Annotated in this window: 15 protein-coding genes; 5 read left to right on the top strand and 10 right to left on the bottom strand. The window is 61.4% G+C overall.

Features of this window, described 5'->3' with window-relative positions:
• The 4 genes from N4A58_RS10020 to N4A58_RS10005 form a co-directional block, all read right to left on the bottom strand.
• Positions 1-1,611, bottom strand: a complete 1,611-nt coding sequence (locus tag N4A58_RS10020) for a cytochrome ubiquinol oxidase subunit I (protein ID WP_293709167.1) — start codon at positions 1,609-1,611, stop codon at positions 1-3.
• A gap of 139 nt (positions 1,612-1,750) precedes the next feature.
• On the bottom strand, positions 1,751-3,385 hold the full coding sequence (locus N4A58_RS10015; protein ID WP_293709165.1) for an amino acid ABC transporter ATP-binding/permease protein: 1,635 nt from the start codon (positions 3,383-3,385) through the stop codon (positions 1,751-1,753).
• Positions 3,382-5,037, bottom strand: a complete 1,656-nt coding sequence (locus N4A58_RS10010; protein WP_293709163.1) for an ABC transporter ATP-binding protein/permease — start codon at positions 5,035-5,037, stop codon at positions 3,382-3,384. The genes N4A58_RS10015 and N4A58_RS10010 overlap by 4 nt, the downstream gene beginning before the upstream one ends.
• Positions 5,038-5,096: 59 nt before the next feature.
• Positions 5,097-5,843: an ABC transporter permease gene (locus N4A58_RS10005; RefSeq protein ID WP_293709161.1), complete on the bottom strand. Its 747-nt coding sequence runs from the start codon at positions 5,841-5,843 to the stop codon at positions 5,097-5,099.
• Between the two features lie 129 nt (positions 5,844-5,972).
• Here N4A58_RS10005 and N4A58_RS10000 point away from each other — a divergent pair, with 129 nt between their 5' ends.
• Both N4A58_RS10000 and N4A58_RS09995 read left to right on the top strand, forming a co-directional pair.
• Positions 5,973-8,045: a 4Fe-4S binding protein gene (locus tag N4A58_RS10000; protein ID WP_293709159.1), complete on the top strand. Its 2,073-nt coding sequence runs from the start codon at positions 5,973-5,975 to the stop codon at positions 8,043-8,045.
• Complete coding sequence (locus N4A58_RS09995) at positions 8,042-8,881, top strand: FAD:protein FMN transferase (RefSeq protein ID WP_293709157.1); 840 nt, start codon at positions 8,042-8,044, stop codon at positions 8,879-8,881. Before N4A58_RS10000 ends, N4A58_RS09995 begins: the two co-directional genes overlap by 4 nt.
• 54 nt (positions 8,882-8,935) lie before the next feature.
• Here the strand turns inward: N4A58_RS09995 and N4A58_RS09990 are convergent, their stop codons facing one another.
• The 6 genes from N4A58_RS09990 to pedF form a co-directional block, all read right to left on the bottom strand.
• On the bottom strand, positions 8,936-9,727 hold the full coding sequence (locus N4A58_RS09990; RefSeq protein WP_293709155.1) for a xanthine dehydrogenase family protein subunit M: 792 nt from the start codon (positions 9,725-9,727) through the stop codon (positions 8,936-8,938).
• A 93-nt stretch (positions 9,728-9,820) separates the two neighbouring features.
• On the bottom strand, positions 9,821-12,187 hold the full coding sequence (locus N4A58_RS09985; RefSeq protein WP_293709153.1) for a xanthine dehydrogenase family protein molybdopterin-binding subunit: 2,367 nt from the start codon (positions 12,185-12,187) through the stop codon (positions 9,821-9,823).
• Between the two features lie 72 nt (positions 12,188-12,259).
• Positions 12,260-12,745 carry a (2Fe-2S)-binding protein gene (locus N4A58_RS09980; RefSeq protein ID WP_293709151.1) on the bottom strand — a complete coding sequence of 162 codons (486 nt, stop codon included), beginning with the start codon at positions 12,743-12,745 and terminating at the stop codon, positions 12,260-12,262.
• A gap of 49 nt (positions 12,746-12,794) precedes the next feature.
• Entirely contained in the window at positions 12,795-13,334 is a 540-nt protein-coding gene (locus tag N4A58_RS09975; RefSeq protein ID WP_293709149.1) for a CoxG family protein, read from the bottom strand.
• Between the two features lie 89 nt (positions 13,335-13,423).
• Positions 13,424-14,335, bottom strand: a complete 912-nt coding sequence (locus tag N4A58_RS09970) for an ABC transporter substrate-binding protein (RefSeq protein ID WP_293709147.1) — start codon at positions 14,333-14,335, stop codon at positions 13,424-13,426.
• A 1-nt stretch (position 14,336) separates the two neighbouring features.
• Positions 14,337-15,035, bottom strand: coding sequence for a cytochrome c-550 PedF (pedF, locus tag N4A58_RS09965; protein ID WP_293709145.1), 699 nt, complete (start codon positions 15,033-15,035; stop codon positions 14,337-14,339).
• 288 nt (positions 15,036-15,323) lie between these two features.
• On the opposite strand from pedF, the gene N4A58_RS09960 reads away from it, so the two are divergent.
• From N4A58_RS09960 to N4A58_RS09950, 3 genes are all read left to right on the top strand, one after another.
• Positions 15,324-16,046, top strand: coding sequence for an ABC transporter ATP-binding protein (locus N4A58_RS09960; protein ID WP_293709143.1), 723 nt, complete (start codon positions 15,324-15,326; stop codon positions 16,044-16,046).
• Positions 16,043-16,834 carry an ABC transporter permease gene (locus N4A58_RS09955; RefSeq protein ID WP_293709141.1) on the top strand — a complete coding sequence of 264 codons (792 nt, stop codon included), beginning with the start codon at positions 16,043-16,045 and terminating at the stop codon, positions 16,832-16,834. The genes N4A58_RS09960 and N4A58_RS09955 overlap by 4 nt, the downstream gene beginning before the upstream one ends.
• Positions 16,835-16,900: 66 nt before the next feature.
• Positions 16,901-17,443 carry a sel1 repeat family protein gene (locus N4A58_RS09950; protein ID WP_293709140.1) on the top strand — a complete coding sequence of 181 codons (543 nt, stop codon included), beginning with the start codon at positions 16,901-16,903 and terminating at the stop codon, positions 17,441-17,443.
• Positions 17,444-17,448: the final 5 nt, after the last annotated feature.

Genomic DNA, 17,448 nt, shown 5'->3' with positions numbered 1-17,448 from the left:
TTACTCCGCCGGTGTGAATTCGGGCACATTGCCGTCATGGGTGCGCAAGCGGTGCTCGTGCTTGGCCATCCATTCCTCGGTCACTGCGACGTCCTGCGTGGGGCCCTTTTTGATGTATTTGATCATCAAGCCCATCTCGACGACGAACAGCACTGTGTAGAACAGCGCAAAGCCCGCAATGGTCAGCAGCAGCTGCGTGACGCTCAGGTGGCTGACAGACAGCGCGGTGGGCAGAATGCCGTCCACGGTCCAAGGCTGGCGGCCATACTCGGCCACGATCCAGCCCATCTCGGCCGCGATCCAAGGCAGCGGGATCGCCGCCACCGACAGGCGCAGGGCCCAACGGGGATAATCCATGCCTTTGAACGAACTACGGACAAAGAAGTAGCCGTTGATCAGGATCAGCGCCATGCCAATACCGACCATAATGCGGAAGGCCCAGAACATCGGCCACACGTGGGGCACGGTGTCATTTGCGGCCATTACGATCTGCTCTTCGGTCGCGTTGCGCGGGTCATCCACGTAGCGCAGCAAGAGGAAGGCGTAGCCCAGATCGTCACTATGCTGCTCGAATGTCTCCATGACATCTGCGGGCGTGTCTTGCATCTGCTCTTGGATGGTCATCAGCGCGTCATAGGCGATGATGCCGGAACGCACTTGTCCTTCGGCCTCTTCGACCAGTTCCGCGATGCCAGGGATTTCCTCGGTCAGCGAACGGGTGCCGATCAGCCCCATAACATAGGGCACATGGATCGCATAATGGGTCTCGCGGTCTTCTTGGTCGGGGATGCCCACCAGCGTAAAGGGCGCGGGGGCCTCTTCGGTTTCCCACATGCCTTCGATCGCGGCCAGCTTCATCTTCTGGTTCAGACCAGCGTCATAGCCGCTCTCGTCCCCCAGAACGACGACCGAGATCGCCGACGCCAGACCAAACGACGCTGCAACGGTGATCGACCGGCGGGCCAGTTCAATGTGGCGCCCCTTGAGCAAGTACCACGCCGACACGCCCATCACGAACATCGCTGCGGTGACGTAACCGGCCGACACGGTGTGCACGAATTTCGCCTGCGCGACCTCGTTGAACACCACATCGAAGAAGCTGGTCATCTCCATCCGCATGGTCATCGGATTGAATTCTGCGCCCACAGGGTTTTGCATCCAGCCGTTTGCGATCAGGATCCACAAGGCCGAAAAGTTCGAGCCAATCGCCACAAGCCAAGCGACCATCAAGTGCTTCACGCGGCTTAACTTGTCCCAGCCAAAGAAGAACAAGCCCACGAACGTCGCCTCAAGGAAAAAGGCCATCAGACCCTCGATCGCGAGCGGCGCGCCGAACACGTCCCCGACATAGTGGCTGTAGTAGGCCCAGTTCATGCCGAACTGGAACTCCATGGTGATGCCCGTGGCCACGCCAAGGACAAAGTTGATCCCGAAGAGAGTCCCCCAGAATTTGGTCATCTGTCGCCAGATCGGACGACCGGTCATGACATAGACCGTCTCCATGATCGCAACGAGGATCGAGAGACCCAGCGTCAGCGGCACGAACAGAAAGTGATAGAGCGCCGTCATTGCAAACTGCAATCTGGACAGCTCTACGACATCGAGTTCCATTGTCTGCTCCTGAGTGCGCGGGAAAACCTATCCCGCAGATTAAGATTTTACGAGGAGACATATCCCATAGTCGGAATGCATCGGTCCTTGATCTGGGTCAAAACCTAAATCCGCGATACAGCAAACGTAAGGTGGTAAATTACCGCAAGGTAATCGTGCGATCCGCGAGCGCACGGTCACAGTCTCGGTGGCTGGCGATCAGGATAGCAGAGGTGGGCAGATAAGCTCGAATACCTTGTAAAACAGCGGTTGCGGTGGCTTCGTCCAGCCCTTCGGTCGGCTCGTCCATCAGCAACACAGCGGGGCGTCCTGCGATCAGACGACCCAATGCGACACGCCGCCGCTCTCCCCCCGACAGCGCACTTCCTCGTGATCCGACGCGGGTTTTTAGCCCGTCGCGCGATGTCGCGAATCCCGAGAGCTGCACCGCTTCCAAGATTTGCCAAGCCTCATCTTCGGACAAATCAGGGTTCCCCAGGCGCAAACTGTCCAGAACAGAGCCATCAATCAGCGCCGCTCGCTGAGGGAGATAGCCTAGGTTCCCGCGCAGGTCCTCGTCGCTGTATTGGTCAACCGGAGTCCCGCCGATGCACACGCTGCCCCGATCCGCAGGCAGAAGCCCGGCGATCACATTCAGCACAGTGGATTTCCCAACGCCCGAGGGACCGGAGAGCAGCGCCATCTCGCCCCGTTCGACGGTCAGGGACAGGGTGTCGATCAGCGGCGTGATTGCCACCCCGCGCAGGTCCAAGGGCGGCACCACAACGGGTCCGGTTTTGCCGCGCTCTGCGAGTGGGACGGTCTCTTCGGGAATGTCGTCCATCACGCGCCGCGCAGAGTCTGCGATCCGTCCGAATTCAGAGATCCCGCGGGCCAAGGGCATCAACACCTCGGACAGAGCCAATGCCGCCAGAACACCGGTTGTCGCCAGCGGCGTGCTCAGGGTGCCTTGGCTGACCTGCCAGAACCCGACGAACAGTGCCCCTGCCACAGCGCTTTGCACGGCGATGGTGACCCAGAATTGCGCGGACCGTTCCACGCTGTCACGGCGATCCCGAGCACGCCCAAGGGCAAAGCCCGCGCGGTGGATTTGTGCGGCCTGCGCATCCAGTGCGTTATAGACCGTCAGATCCTCTCGCGCGGCAAAGGCGTCGTTGGCCCGCGCGCGCACGGCTTGGATCGCCCGTTCCGCGCGCCGAGCGGCCGGTAGCGCTTTGGGCCCGAACCGTCGGCCGATCGCCAACGCGCTGCCGCCGTAGACCAAGGCGATCCACCCAGCGACCGGCGCACCGATCAGCCAGAGCAGCCCCAACGAGGCCAAGATTAACGTAATCGCACCGGCAATCGCGGGCAGGAACAGGCGCAAGGTTACCCCGTCCAGAGCATCCACATCAGAAATCATCCGGTTCAGCGCAGCGCCCGCGCGGACCCGTTCGAGCCGCCGCAAGGGCTGCGCCATCAACCCGCGCAGTAGCCGCAAACGCACCGCGACGAGCGCCTTGAGCGTCGCATCATGGGTGAGCAGCCGCTCCCCGTAGCGCGCTGCCGTCCGGCCCAAGGCCAACGCACGGACCCCTGCACTGGGTTTAAAAACGTCAAATGTCAGGCCCGCGCCTGCCAGACCTGCCGCCGCAGCGGCCGCGATAAACCAGCCCGAAAGCGACAACAGCCCCACGCCAGCCAACAGGACCAAGACGGTCAACGCCCCACCGCGCCACATCGTCCCCTTGGCAGAGCGCAGGCACAGGATCAAAACACGCTTCATCGCTGTCATGCGCTTGCCCCCCTCGGCTTGGGCGCAATCGACAGATCACACGCGGCAAGCAACGCCGGATCATGGGTCGCAATGACCAGCAGCACGCCCTCGTCCCGAAGGCCAAGCAATGTGCTCCGCACCGCCGCAGCTGTCTCGGCGTCCAGATCCGCTGTGGGTTCGTCCACCAACAGCACATCTACGCCCGCAAGGAGCGCACGGGCCAGTGTCACTCGGCGCGCTTCGCCGCCAGACAGACCCGCTCCGTTTTCGCCCAATGTTTCGTTAATGCCATGGGGCAAGCGGTGAATTTGCGACAAAATTCCAGCGGCTTGCAGTGCATTATTCACAGCCGCCATATCCGCGTCAGGCCGCGCGAGCTTCAGGTTTGCCAGTACCGATGCCTTCATGAAGTGGGGGGATTGGGGCATCCAACCGATCCGCTGCCGCCAGCCCGTCGCTGTGGCCGCGGTCAACACGCGGCCCGCGACCTCAATCACGCCCGCCTCTGCAGGCATCAACCCCGCCAGCGCAGCCAAGAGTGTAGACTTGCCCGACCCGCTGGGGCCGGAGATCGCGAGGGCCTGTCCTGCGGCCACCTCGGCATCCGGATAAGAAATCAATTGGTCGCCCACGCGCAGGGTGACGTCCGTCAGACACACAGCCGCTGGACCGTCGATCTCCGCCGCCTCTGCCCCGCGGCCCAACACGGCGGGTATTTCGGCATCGCGCCATGCGATCACCTCGTCTGCAACAGCCAAGGCCGCCGCGCGGTCGTGCCATGCAGCAGACATATCGCGAAGGGGCGCAAAGTATTCCGGTGCAATCAACAGCAAAAACACACCGGACCACACGCTGAGCGGCGCGCTGTATGTGCCAAACTCGATCTGCCCCAGCAGTGAAAAGCCAACATAGACTGCCATCATCGCGACGCCGAGCGCAGCGAACAATTCCAGCGCAGTCGAGGTCAGAAAGGCGATCCGCAGAACCGCCATCGTCCGCGCGCGCAGATCATTGGTCGCCTCTTCGAAATCGCGTAGCACCGCACGCTCTGACCCCAAAAGCCGAATATCGACCAGCGCGCCCACCCGCTCGGATAACAGCGTGCCTAGCGTCGACATCTGATCCAGTTGGCGTGCGCTGGCCTGTTGCGCGGCCATACCAACCAACGCTGAAAAGACAGGGATCAGTGGCCCCGCCACCAGCAGGATCGCCCCCGCTGACCATGACTGGGTAAAAGCAATAATCAGCAGCGCCATGGGCACCACCATCGCCCGCAGCCGCGCCGGACCGAACCGCAGGATCGCAGGGCGCAGCATTTCCAGCTTTTCCGAAACCAGACTGGACAGCGCGGCGGGCGCGGCCAATGGACGGCGTGTCAACTCGCCATCGATAATCGCACGGCGCAGCGATGAAACGTGCCGCTCTGCCAGATCGGTCAATCGGCCACTGGCCCACCTCTCGAGCCCTGCGCGGCACAGCCCAAGGCCAAGAACCAAGGCTGCCGAAATTGCCACGAACGCCGCGTCAAGTGTGCCAGCAGTCCCCCGCGCCACAACAGACGCAATAGCCGCGGCCTGTCCCAGCCAAGCAAAAGAGCCAACCAGTAGCGCCAGTTCGGCGCGGCGGTCTCGGGGCGCTGCGATCTGTTTTGGTGTATCGGGAATGCTCATTCTGATCAGCTATCCCGCTGGCCTTGCGGGGACAAGCACAAGTCCTGCGACAAACCGCACTAGGCGCGACGCCATGCGCTGGACGCACGCTCCCACCGCTGCACGATCAAATATTCGATCGCGAGCATGAGCGCGGTAAAGCTCAGGGCATAGGCCAAAACCGACGCTGTATCAAAAAGTTGGAAATAGAGGTGGATCTGGAAACCCACCCCGTTGGACCGACCCAAAAATTCGACAACCAGCACGATTTTCCAGATGACGGCCAATCCGTTGCGGGTCGATGCTGCCACAAATGGTCCAAGCTGGGGCCAGACCACATGGCGCAACCGCGCGCCCAAAGGCATGCGGTAGACCTGCGCCATCTCAGTCACGCCGCGGTCCAGCGCACGCACCCCTTCGCGGATCGTCACAGTGACCATCGCGAATTTGTTCAGGGCCACGGCAAAGATCGCTGCGACCTCGTTCAAACCAATCCAGAGATAGCACAGCACAATGATGACGAGCGCAGGCACGTTCAAGAGCACCGTCACCCAAGGGTCGAGCCACAGGTTCAGCCGATCGGATTGCCCCAAAACAACCCCGAGCGCCCCGCCTCCGATCATCGCCAGAGCGAACGCCATCAGCACACGCTGCAATGTCGCCCCCATATGGGTCCAGAGCTTGCCGCTTTGGGCATGATCGACGATGACGGACAGAACCTCGCCTGGGTAAGGCAGGACCATCGGATCCGCGGTTGCCCATGCGGCCACCACCCACAGACATAGCAACGCTGCCAGCGAAACCGCCGTGACGCCAGATTTCCCCATCCGGTCTCTCCTCCCGTTCGGCATTCAGCCTAGCCGAAGCCTAACACATCCTGTTCCGCGACCAAGGTCGCATAGGGCATCAAAAAGATCAGTGCTTAACCTGCGCTCATGGGAGTTCTACGGAGAGTCATGGCCGCGCTCGCGTGGCTGTTCATTGCGCATTGCGCCAGCGCCGAGGGCTTGCCCCGCGAGCGCATCGAAGACTTTATCGTCCCGCCCATGTCCTTGGGCGAGGCGCTGAATGACAAGGGCGTCTGGCAACTGCTGAACTCTGGCGGGGCCGAGACGGGCTATGTCTTTGAAACCTCGGTCATGGCCCCGTTGCCCGGCTTCTCCGGCGCGCCGATCAACATGTTGGTGGTGCTGGACCTCAACGGGCGCTTTATGGACGTCAAACTGATCGAGCATAACGAGCCGATCTTTGTCTCTGGTCTGGGAGAGGCACCTTTCCGTCAATTCCTAGAGCAATATCGAGGGCTCTCGATTTCTGACAACATGGTTGTGGGCACCCCATATGGTGCGGGGGGCGAGGGCGGCCAGCTCGTCTATTTGGATGGCGTGACCAAAGCCACCGCGTCGGTCCGGATTGCCCACGAAAGCATTTTGGCCGCCGCCCTGCAGGTCGCCCGCGAAAAGATGCAAGGCGTCTCGGCGGGGCCGCCTGCCCTGCCCGATCTGTCGATTGACGAGCCTCTGACTTGGCAGGATCTCGTAGACCAAGACCTGATCCACCGCGTCACCTATACCAACGCCGAAGTTCAACAGTTGTTCGAGGGGACGATCTGGCAGGATGACGACCCAGAGGCTCTGGACGATCCCGAAGCCATGTATCTGGACCTGTGGGTCGCCGATCTGGGGCCGCCCTCGATCGCCCGCGCTGTCTTGGACGAGGATACCTACGAGGAACTTCAGTACTTCCTGTCGATCTCGACCTCTGACGCACCGATCCTGATGGTTGAGACCGCCCGCCACGGGCTGGTGACCGAAGACTTCGTGCGCAACACCTCGCCCGACCTGATCGCAGTGCACCAAGATGGCCTGCCCGTGGCGATGCGCGACGCCGACATCTTTGTGACTTTGGCCGATGATGCGCCGGACGCCCTGCACGACGGCACCGCCATGATCTTGCGCACCGACCGCCGTCTCGGCTTTGATCCAACCCGCGACTGGCTGCTCTCTATTCAGGCGCAACGACAGCACGGCATGTTCCAACCCGAGACCGGCTCGGTCTCTTTGGACGCAACCCTATCAAGCCCCGAGCGGTTCTACACGCGCCCCGCCGAAGTCCGCCGTCTGTCCCCGTTCGAGGAAGCCATCCGCAGCCGCCAGACCGACCTGATTGTCCTGGGCATCGCGATGGCACTCCTGATCCCTGTCTTGTTGTTCGGCCAATCGTGGCTGGCCGCCCGCAAGCTGTTTACCCCGATCCGACTAGCCGTTCTGGCTGGCATTCTGGGCTTTGTAGGTTGGTGGGGCCAAGGGCAACTGAGCATCGTCACGCCCCTCGCCACGCTGCAAACGGCGTTGGCAGGCGGATCCTATGCGTTCCTGCTGTATGACCCCTTTGGCCTTGCTGTGTGGGTTGCCGCGATTGTCGGTTTCGTCCTGTGGGGGCGCGGGCTGTTCTGTGGCTGGCTCTGCCCGTTCGGCGCGCTTCAGGAATTTGCCCACCACATCGGTCGGTTGCTGCGCCTGCCCCAGATCACCATCAGCGCCACCTGGGACCAGCGCCTGAAGTCGGTGAAATACATCGCTCTTGCCGGATTGGTCGCGGTCACAATCTTTGCCCCCGCCCACATGGACAAAGCCGCCGAAATCGAGCCCTTTAAAACCGCGATCACCACGTTTTTCATCCGCGAATGGTACTACGTGGCCTATGCCGCGCTCTGGCTGGTGCTTGGCCTGTTCGTGTTCAAAGGGTTCTGCCGCTATCTTTGTCCACTCGGGGCGCTAATGGCGATCGGGGGCGTCCTGCGACTGCGCCGCTGGATTCCCCGGCGCGTGGAATGCGGATCGCCCTGCCAGCTGTGCCGTGTGAAATGCAATTACGGCGCCATCAAGAAGACCGGAGAAATCCAGTACTCCGAATGCTTCCAGTGCCTTGATTGCGTGACCATCCATGACGACCCAAAGCAGTGCGTGCCCCTGATCCTTGCCGCAAAGTCGCAAAAACGCCGCCCACAACCGGAGGCCGCCGAATGAACCGTCGCCGTTTCCTGACGCTTTCTGCTGCGTTTGCCTGCGCGCCCGCTCTGGCCCGTGCGGATACGTGGTCCGGTATCGCGCTTGGGGCAGAGGTCAGCGTGACGCTTTATGGCCTGCCAGACCGAACAGGCCCGATGCTGTCCGCCATCCCGCGCAGATTGCGCCAGATCGAGCAGACCTTTTCGCTCTATGAACCCTCTGACCTGACGCGCCTGAATGAACGGGGCTCGGCCGATATGTCCCCCGAGTTTGCGCAGTTGATCGACGTGTGTGATGAGGCGCACGGCCTGACAGGCGGCCTCTTTGATCCGTCGATCCAGTCCCGTTGGACCAACCCACGGGCCAAGACAGGTTGGCAGCACACCACGCGAAACGGACGCCATCTGACCCTTGGCGCGGGCCAAAGCCTGACCCTGAATGGCATTGCCCAAGGCTATGCCACCGACCTGATCCGCGCCGACCTGCTGGCGGCGGGCGCGGATAAAGCCCTGATCAACATCGGGGAATATGCGGCGCTCTCTGGCCCCTTTCATCTCGGGATCTCTGACCCGGCCCAAGGCATTGTCGGGCAGACCAGCCTGACAGGCACCGCCGTTGCGACTTCGAGCCCCTCGGCCACTCTGATCAACGGCACGCCCCACATCACAGGCCCGAAGGGCGAGCACCCGCTGTGGTCCACCGTCAGCATCACCGCAGACAGCGCAGCCATGGCCGATGCCCTATCGACAGCCGCCTGCATGATGCCCCTGACCGCCCTGCGTGCCCTGAAACGGCAAGCGAACCTGCACAAGATCACCGTTGTAGACGCTGACGGAAACCTACGGACGCTATAACGCAAAAGGCGCGCCGGTTTCCCGACGCGCCCTCTTTTTCAAACCAATCGAAGATCAGCCGGCAGCGGCAACCGCGCGCTTGGTCATCACGCCCACAAGGTGCGCGCGATATTCCGGCGTGCCATGCAGATCGCCAATCATGTCGCCTGCGTCCACGGTCAGACCGTTGATCGCATCGGGGCTGAAGTTCGCGCTCAGCGCTTCTTCGGCCTCGGTCCAGCGGAAGACACCATCGTTCGACGCACCGGTCACAGCCACACGGACGCCATCGGCGAACTTGGCCACGAACACACCCACCAGCGCAAAGCGCGATGCAGGCTGCACGAACTTCTGGTAATTCGCCGCCTGCGGGACAGGGAAACGAACCTCGGTGATGATCTCGCCTTCTTCGAGCGCTGTCATGAACAGGCCGTCAAAGTAGTCATCCGCCGCGATTTCACGGTTGTTGGTCACCACAATTGCGCCAGACGCCAATACGGCCGACGGGTAGCACGCCGCCGGATCGTTGTTGGCCACGCTGCCGCCAATGGTGCCACGGTTGCGCACCGCCGGATCGCCAATGTTGCTGGCCAGAGCCGCAAGCGCCGGATAGTGCGCCCCAGCTTCGGCTGCGACAACAGCATGGGGGGTTGCGCCACCGATGCAGACCTCGCCTGCGTCGTTTTTGCAGACGCCCTGCATCTCTGGGATACCCGTCAAGCTCACCAGTTTGGACGGCATCGCCAGACGCTGCTTAAGCGTCGGGATCAGGGTCTGGCCACCCGACAGAGGCTGCGCCTCGTCGTCGGCCAGCGCCGCAACTGCATCTGCGACGGTCGTGGGTTTTTCAAAGTCGAATGCGTACATATCGCTCCTCCTGAGATCGCAGTCTCCTGCTTTCTCTTTCTCGAAATACTCCGGGGGTCCGGGGGCAGCGCCCCCGGTCCACCCTCTCCGTCATTAGCCTTTCATCGCTGCCCAGACGCGCTGGGGCGACAGCGGCATGTCGATATGGGTCACGTCTTTTTTGCCGCTCGACTGGATCGCGTCGATCACCGCGTTCACCACCGAAGGCGGCGAACCGATCGCGCCTGCTTCGCCGCAGCCCTTCACACCAAGCGGGTTGTGGGTACAGGGTGTCGCGCAGGAATGATCCACCACATAGAACGGCACGTCTTCGGCGCGGGGCATCGCATAGTCCATGTAGGACGCGCTCAAGAGCTGGCCTTCGCTGTCATAGACACAGTTTTCCAGCAGCGCCTGACCGATACCCTGACCGATGCCGCCGTGAACCTGACCTTCAACGATCATCGGGTTCACCACGTTGCCGAAGTCGTCTGCAGCCGCAAAACGCTCGATCGTGACCCTGCCGGTTTCGGGGTCAAGCTCGACCTCGCAGCAGTACGCACCCGACGGGTAGGTAAAGTTCGACGGATCATAGAACGCGGTCTCTTCGAGGCCGGGCTCAATGTCTTCGAGCGGGTAGTTGTGGGGCACGTAGGCCGCCAAGGTCACATCGCCCCAAGCCACCGACTTGTCGGTGCCTGCCACGGTGAACTGGCCATCCTTCAACTCGATATCGCCCTCGGACGCTTCGAGCAGGTGGCTGGCGATCTTCTTGGCCTTCTTGATGATCTTCTCGGTCGCTTTGACCATCGCAGATCCGCAAACCGCCAAAGAGCGCGAGCCATAGGTGCCCATGCCGAACGGGATTTTCGAGCTGTCGCCGTGGACAATTTCGATCATCGACTCGTCGATGCCGAGCATGTCCGCAACGACCTGCGGGAACGCCGTTTCGTGGCCCTGACCGTGGCTGTGCGCGCCGACCATGACGCTGATCGAACCGGTCGCGTTCACACGCACGGTCGCTGCGTCATAGAGACCCGCACGGGCACCGAGTTGACCCACAAGGTTCGACGGCGCGATACCGCAAGCCTCGATGTAGCAGTTCACACCCAGACCGCGCAGCATACCCTTGGCTTCGGACTCTTTGCGGCGCGCTTCGAAACCGGCCAGATCGGCGATCTCTTCGAGCTTGTCCATGGTCGCAAAGTAGTCGCCCGTGTCGTACTCGACCGCCACGGGCGTCGCGTAGGGGAACTCCGAGATGAAGTTCTGGCGGCGCAGGGCGATCGGGTCGACACCCAGTTCGCGGGCGGCTTTGTCCACCACGCGTTCCAACTGATAGGTCGCCTCGGGGCGGCCAGCACCGCGATAAGCGTCAACAGGGACAGTGTTGGTGAACACGGCCTTTACGTTCACGTAGATCAGGGGCGTTTTGTAGTTGCCCGCCATCAGCGTGCCGTGCAGCCACGTAGGCACCGACGGCGCGAAGGTCGACAGGTAAGCCCCCATGTTTGCATAGGTTTCTGTCCGCAGCGCGGTAAAGTTATTGTCCGCGTCCAGCGCCAGTTCGATCTTGGTCACGTGGTCGCGGCCATGGGCATCGGACATAAACGCTTCGGAGCGCGAAGCGGTCCATTTTACCGGGCGGTTCAGCTTGCGCGCGGCAAAGGTCACAAAGGCTTCTTCCGCGTAGTGGAAGATCTTGGTGCCGAAACCGCCGCCCACGTCAGGGGCCACAACGCGCAGCTTGTGCTCGGGGATACCCAGAACGAACGCGCCCATCAGCAGGCGGATCACGTGGGGGTTCTGGCTGGTGGTGTAGAGCGTGGACTCGTCGTTCGAACGGTTGTACTCGCCCACAGCCACGCGCGGCTCCATCGGGTTTGCGACCAGACGGTTGTTCACCAATTCCAGCGTGGTGACGTGCGCGGCGTTCTTGATCGCCTCGTCCACTGCAGCCTTGTTGTCCTCAACAAAACCCCAGTCGTAGCAGAGGTTCGAGGTCAGGTCGTCGTGTACCTTGGCGCTGCCCTCTTCAAGCGCGGCCTTCATGTCCACAACGGCGGGCAGCTCTTCGATATCCAGCTCGATCGCTTCGGCTGCATCGCGGGCCTGCTGCAGGCTCTCGGCCACAACAGCGGCGATGGGATCACCGACGTGGCGGACTTTGCCCTGAGCCAGAACGGGGTGCGCCGGTTCCTGCATAGCTTCGCCAAAGCGGTCGGTCACCTGCCAACCGCAGGGCAGCCCGCCGATGCCTTCGAAATCGGCGCCGGTAAAGATGCCGACAACGCCTTCCATGGCGGCGGCAGCGCTGGTGTCGATGTTGTTGATCCTACCGTGCGCCACGTCCGAGCGCAGGAAATACACGTAGGTCTGACCGTAGACGTTAATGTCGTCGGTATAATTGCCGGTTCCCGTCAGAAACCGGACGTCCTCGCGCCGCTTCGATGCAGCGCCGATGCCTGAATCCTTTGGCATGGTCCATCCTCCCTAAAACTGCGGCGGAGCGATCCGCCATGCGACCGGCACCTCCTCGCGCCAGTAGCCGTTTTACTCTGCGGCGATCTTCGACACGTCCTGACCGGACGCTGCCATGATGGCCTTGACGATGTTGTGGTAGCCGGTGCAGCGGCAGATGTTACCCTCGAGATGATGCCGGATTTCGGCTTCGGTCGGGGACGGGTTCTGCTCGAGCAGTTTGGTGGCTGTCATCACCATGCCAGGGGTGCAGAAACCGCACTGCAGGCCGTGATAATCCTGAAAGGCCTGCTGAACGCGGCTCAGGGTGCCGTCGGGCTCAGCGATGCCTTCGATTGTGGTGATTTCAGCACCGTCTGCTTCAGCGGCCATCATGGTGCAGGACTTCACAGCCTTGCCATTGACGTGGACAACACACGCGCCGCACTGGCTGGTGTCGCATCCGACGTGGGTGCCGGTCATCCGCAGATCCTCGCGCAGGAACTCCACCAAAAGGCGGTTCCCTGCCGCTTCTCCGCTCACGGCACGACCGTTTACGGTCATTGATAGTTTTGCCATCTAACTCCTCCCTAGCTGGCGAATTGCTTGGTCGTTTAGACCCAGCCTGTCACGAGAACAGGCGTTTGATAAATCCTTTCTTCTCCGCAGGCGCTTCTTCGGCGGCTGCTGGCTCTTCTGCTGCAGGTTCGGGCGCTGCTTCCTCGGCAGGTCCCTCCACAACATTCTGGAAATTGGTGAAAAACTGGTCTGCCATCTTCTTGGCAAAGCCGTCGATGACGCGGCTGCCAAGCTGCGCGAGCTTGCCGCCGACCTTGGCATCGACATCATAGGTCAGGGTTGTGCCAGTGTCAGATGGCGCCAAGGTCACAGTCGCCTCGCCCTTGGCGAAACCGGCGGCCCCGCCCTTCCCTTCGCCCACCAGTTTGACTGAATTTGGCGGGTTCATATCTTCGAGATTAACTTTGCCCGAGAACTTGGCCTTCACGGGGCCGACCTTCTGGACAACGGTGGCATCAAAGCCCTCTTCGGGGCTGCCTTCCATGGATTCGCATCCGGGAATGCACTGTTTAAGCACCTCTGGATCGAGGATCGCCGCCCATACGACTTCGGGCGTTGCGGCAATCTCTCGTGAGTCGTTCATTTTCACGGTAACGGTCCTCCCTCGCTTCCATCATCAAGCCTATGGGTGAACCGTCAAATGGCATATTAGACTAAGGGATGAGTTTCCCACATATTTCACCGCACAGGCGGTTGATGGGTCATTCCGTAATCAGCGTAAATCTGCGCAATGCGGCCATCGGCAAGTGCCGCTGCGATGGCGTCGTCCACCATGTAGCTCAGCGCCTTGTAGCTGAAGTGCACAGCCGTACCCAAAGTCCACTTTGACACCGCAAAACCGGCCAGAGACGGCTGGTGAATACCGATGGTTTCGGTTGCGCCATACTCCAGTTGGCCCATCGGACCCATAGCGGCTTTGACCTCTTGGTTCGCCAGCGCTTCCATGGCGCCTTCCATGGTCGGGAAGCGGACGATGTTGGTCATCATCTGACCGCCCGCCATGCCACCCAAGTAGAAATCGGAAATCGAGTCATTCTCGACCGAGACCTTGTCGAACCGGAAATAGGCCGGCACAGGCAGATCTTCGGGATAGCTCGCTTTGTCGTAGGCGATGGCGATGCTCTCGGCCGCATATTGGCCGCTGAACGTCACCTGCTCGACCCGACATTTGAATTTGGAATCATAGGGAATGCGCATCATCACGTTGGCGATGCGTCCGCCCAGATTGGACCCTTTCCAGATGTTGACCCGCAGGTCCGCTTCCAGATTTTCGCCGGACATCACGAAATTGAACTTGGGTTCGACGCCGATGTACTCGGCAATCAGCTTGGCAATTTCGATATCCACGCCCTTGGGCTGACCATTTTCCATCCAGCTGTAGGGCGGATAATCCTCGTAAACCGCAAAGAGCATGGAGCCTTGGTCCATGATCTGATCCAAATCCAGCCCCACGATATCGCGGCTGGCATTCTGAGGTTTTTCCTGAGGGACGTAATCCGCGCAAGGGTCCTCGGCGTGGGCAGCGGTGACGCCGCCCACGACCAAAGAGAGAACAAGAGCGGGGAGAGAGAGGGCTCTTGTCCGCTGCATCTTAGTGCGCCGACGAGAGGCCGATGGTCAGGGTCTCGGCTGCCTTGTGATAGGCATCATCGCCGCCCTTCTCTAGGATGTGCGCCGCACGGCTTGCCACGCTGTCCGCAACAGGAGCACCGGACAGGGTCTCGATACCGCCAGCGATTTCGGCCAGCTCGTCGTGGATCGCATCCGCGTCACCTTCACCGCCGTCAGCCATGGCGGCCAGCTTGTCACGCAGAGCCAGCAGTTCGGGTGTCAGCTCGTCAATCTGGTCCTGATCAGGACGGGTTTCGATGTAGGTACGAATTGCCCACGCGGCCTCTTGGCCCAGCAGTTCGCCGAACGCAGGCATCTTGGTGATGCCGTTCTGTGTATAGCCGTACTGGAAACGCTCTACGTACCATTCGTCGCCGTATTCCTCGGCCTCAAGGAAACGCAGATCAGGGGCCAGACCGCCCGAAACAACGCCCAAACCGTGGCAGCGCGCGCAGTTCTGGTTGTAGCCAGAGTCGCCAATCGCGATCGCCTTTTCCCAAACCTCCTGGCCCGCTTCCTCCGCGCGGTAGGGGTTTTCGGTCAGCCATTCGTCACCTACGGCAGGCAGGCCCTCGGTGTTCACAGCCTGAGGGGTCACATCGCCATGAGCCAGCGCGAGTGTCGCGGTCAGGGCGATCGCCGCGCCACCTAGGGCGAGGGTCGAAATTGTCTTGGGCATTGGGGGTCTCCTCCGTGGTGCCGTGTTCGCGTCTTTTTGTTTTGTTATAAATGCAGGGGGGAAGAGCGGTATTAGACCTTGGTTGGGGGGATTGACTATCTAACGGGTGTGGGTGTGGGACATTGGTCGTAGAGCGCATGCGCCCTGCCCCATTCCGACTTTTGTGGCGGTCTGGTGGGGGCATCAGCCCCTTGCCCGTGCCTGCGCTTTGCGTGCAGTCTGATCGGGCGCGGAACCTTTGGGTCGACTTGCCCACCGCAGCATATCAGAGGGAGGGGACGACACCGCATGACCGTAGGCCTGCATGTCGAAAATCTGCGCTACCGCTACGGCGCGAAAGAGGCCCTGAAGGGCGTGTCGTTCACCCTCGAAGCCGGTGCATTCGGGGCTCTACTGGGGCCAAACGGTGCCGGAAAATCAACGCTCTACGGTCTACTGACCCGGCTTTTCACGACGTCCGAAGGGCGGATCGAGATTGCAGGTCATGACCTCAAGGCACAGCCCCGCGCCGCCCTGGCCCGCATGGGCGTCGTCTTTCAGAACCAGACGCTGGATCTGGACCTGAGCGTGCGGCAAAACCTGTCCTACTTTGCCAGCCTGCACGGGCTCTCGGGCCGCGAGGCCAGCACCCGCATCGACGCTGCGCTGGACCGTTTGAATATGCGCGAACGCGCGGGGGAAAAGGCCCGCGCCCTGAATGGGGGCCACCGCCGCCGCACGGAAATCGCCCGCGCTTTGATCCACCAGCCGGATGTGCTGCTGCTGGACGAGCCGACTGTCGGCCTTGACGCCGCCGCCCGCCGCAGCATCACGGACCATGTGCACCAGTTGTGCGCCGAAGACGGCCTGACCGTCCTCTGGGCCACGCACCTGACGGACGAAGTCCACGACCCCGACCGCCTGATCGTCATCCACCAGGGCGAAAAGCTGGCGGACGGACACGCGGGAGATCTGCGTGAGGGTGCCGACCTGTCCGACTATTTCCTCTCCCTCACCGGAGCGCAGGCATGAACATCTACCTCACCGCCCTAAGCGCCATCGTCAAACGCGAGGCTCTGCGCTTTGTGCACCAGCGTGAACGCTTCATCGCCGCCATGGTGCGTCCGCTGATGTGGCTACTGGTGTTCGCGGCCGGTTTCCGTGCCGCGCTGGGGCTGTCGATCATTCCACCCTACCAAACCTACATCACCTACGAGACCTACATCGTCCCCGGCCTCTGCGGGATGATCCTGCTGTTCAACGGAATGCAGAGCAGCTTGTCCTTGGTCTATGACCGTGAAATGGGGTCTATGCGCCTGCTGCTGACCGCGCCCTTGCCGCGCTGGTGGCTTCTGTTTTCGAAACTATGCGGGTCTACGGCAATCTCGATCCTGCAGGTCTATACCTTCCTTGCCGTCGCGGCGCTGTTCGACATCACGGTCGCGCCTTGGGGCTATCTGGCCGCCCTGCCCGCGCTGATCATTGCAGGGCTGATGCTGGGGGCGCTGGGGCTGGCGCTATCCAGCTTTATCAAGCAACTGGAGAACTTCGCAGGCGTCATGAACTTTGTGATCTTCCCGATGTTCTTTCTGTCGTCGGCGCTCTATCCGCTGTGGAAAATGGCCGAAAGCTCGCCTCTGCTACGGGACATCTGCGCGGTGAACCCCTTTACCCACGCAGTCGAATTGATCCGCTTTGCGCTCTACCTGCGGCTAGAGCCGATGGCACTGCTGTGGACGGTCCTCGCGCTGGTCGCATTTATGCTTCTGGCGATTTGGGGCTACGACCCAGAACGGGGCATGACCCGCCGCAAGGGCTGATCTACGACCATAGCAACCGTGAAAAATTTGGCCTCCTGTGCTAGGTAAAGCATGGGAGGATTTTTTATGCGTTTGACTTTGGCCCTGATCGCCGCCGTTTTTGCGGCCCCTGCAACCGCCGCCGAATACGGCCCCGAGGACGGCACGCTCAACCCCGAAGAGCTGACTTGGCAGAATAACTTGAAGAAAGCCGAAGAGGGCAAAGTGGACATGATGGTCTGCGCTTCTGGCTATCTGATGACCAAGTCCGGCGACCACGACACCGCCCGCAAAATCTTCGAAGCCTGCGCCGAGGCGGGATACACCGCCGCCATGACATGGATGAGCTACATGGAGAACAACGGCTTTGGTGGCGAGTACAATCCCGACGCCGCCGCACAGTGGGATCAGCGCGCCGCAGAGCTTGGGGATCCGGTGGGCAAGTTCAACCACGGCATCAACCTGATGCGCGGGCACGGGATCACCCAAAACGCAGAGCTTGGCCGTCAGTATGTGGACGAGGCTGCCAAAGACGGCCTGCCCGTTGCGCGCCGTCTACAAGGGGCCGATTACGATCTGGACGAAGTCACGCCAGACGCGGACAATTGGCGGTACGCCCCGCTGTTTTGAACGGA

It is taken from the genome of Donghicola sp. (assembly GCF_025210255.1).
GTDB lineage: Bacteria > Pseudomonadota > Alphaproteobacteria > Rhodobacterales > Rhodobacteraceae > Donghicola > Donghicola eburneus.
The sequence above is the reverse complement of the archived record's forward strand: the minus strand, read 5'-3'. Positions and strand labels throughout refer to the sequence as shown.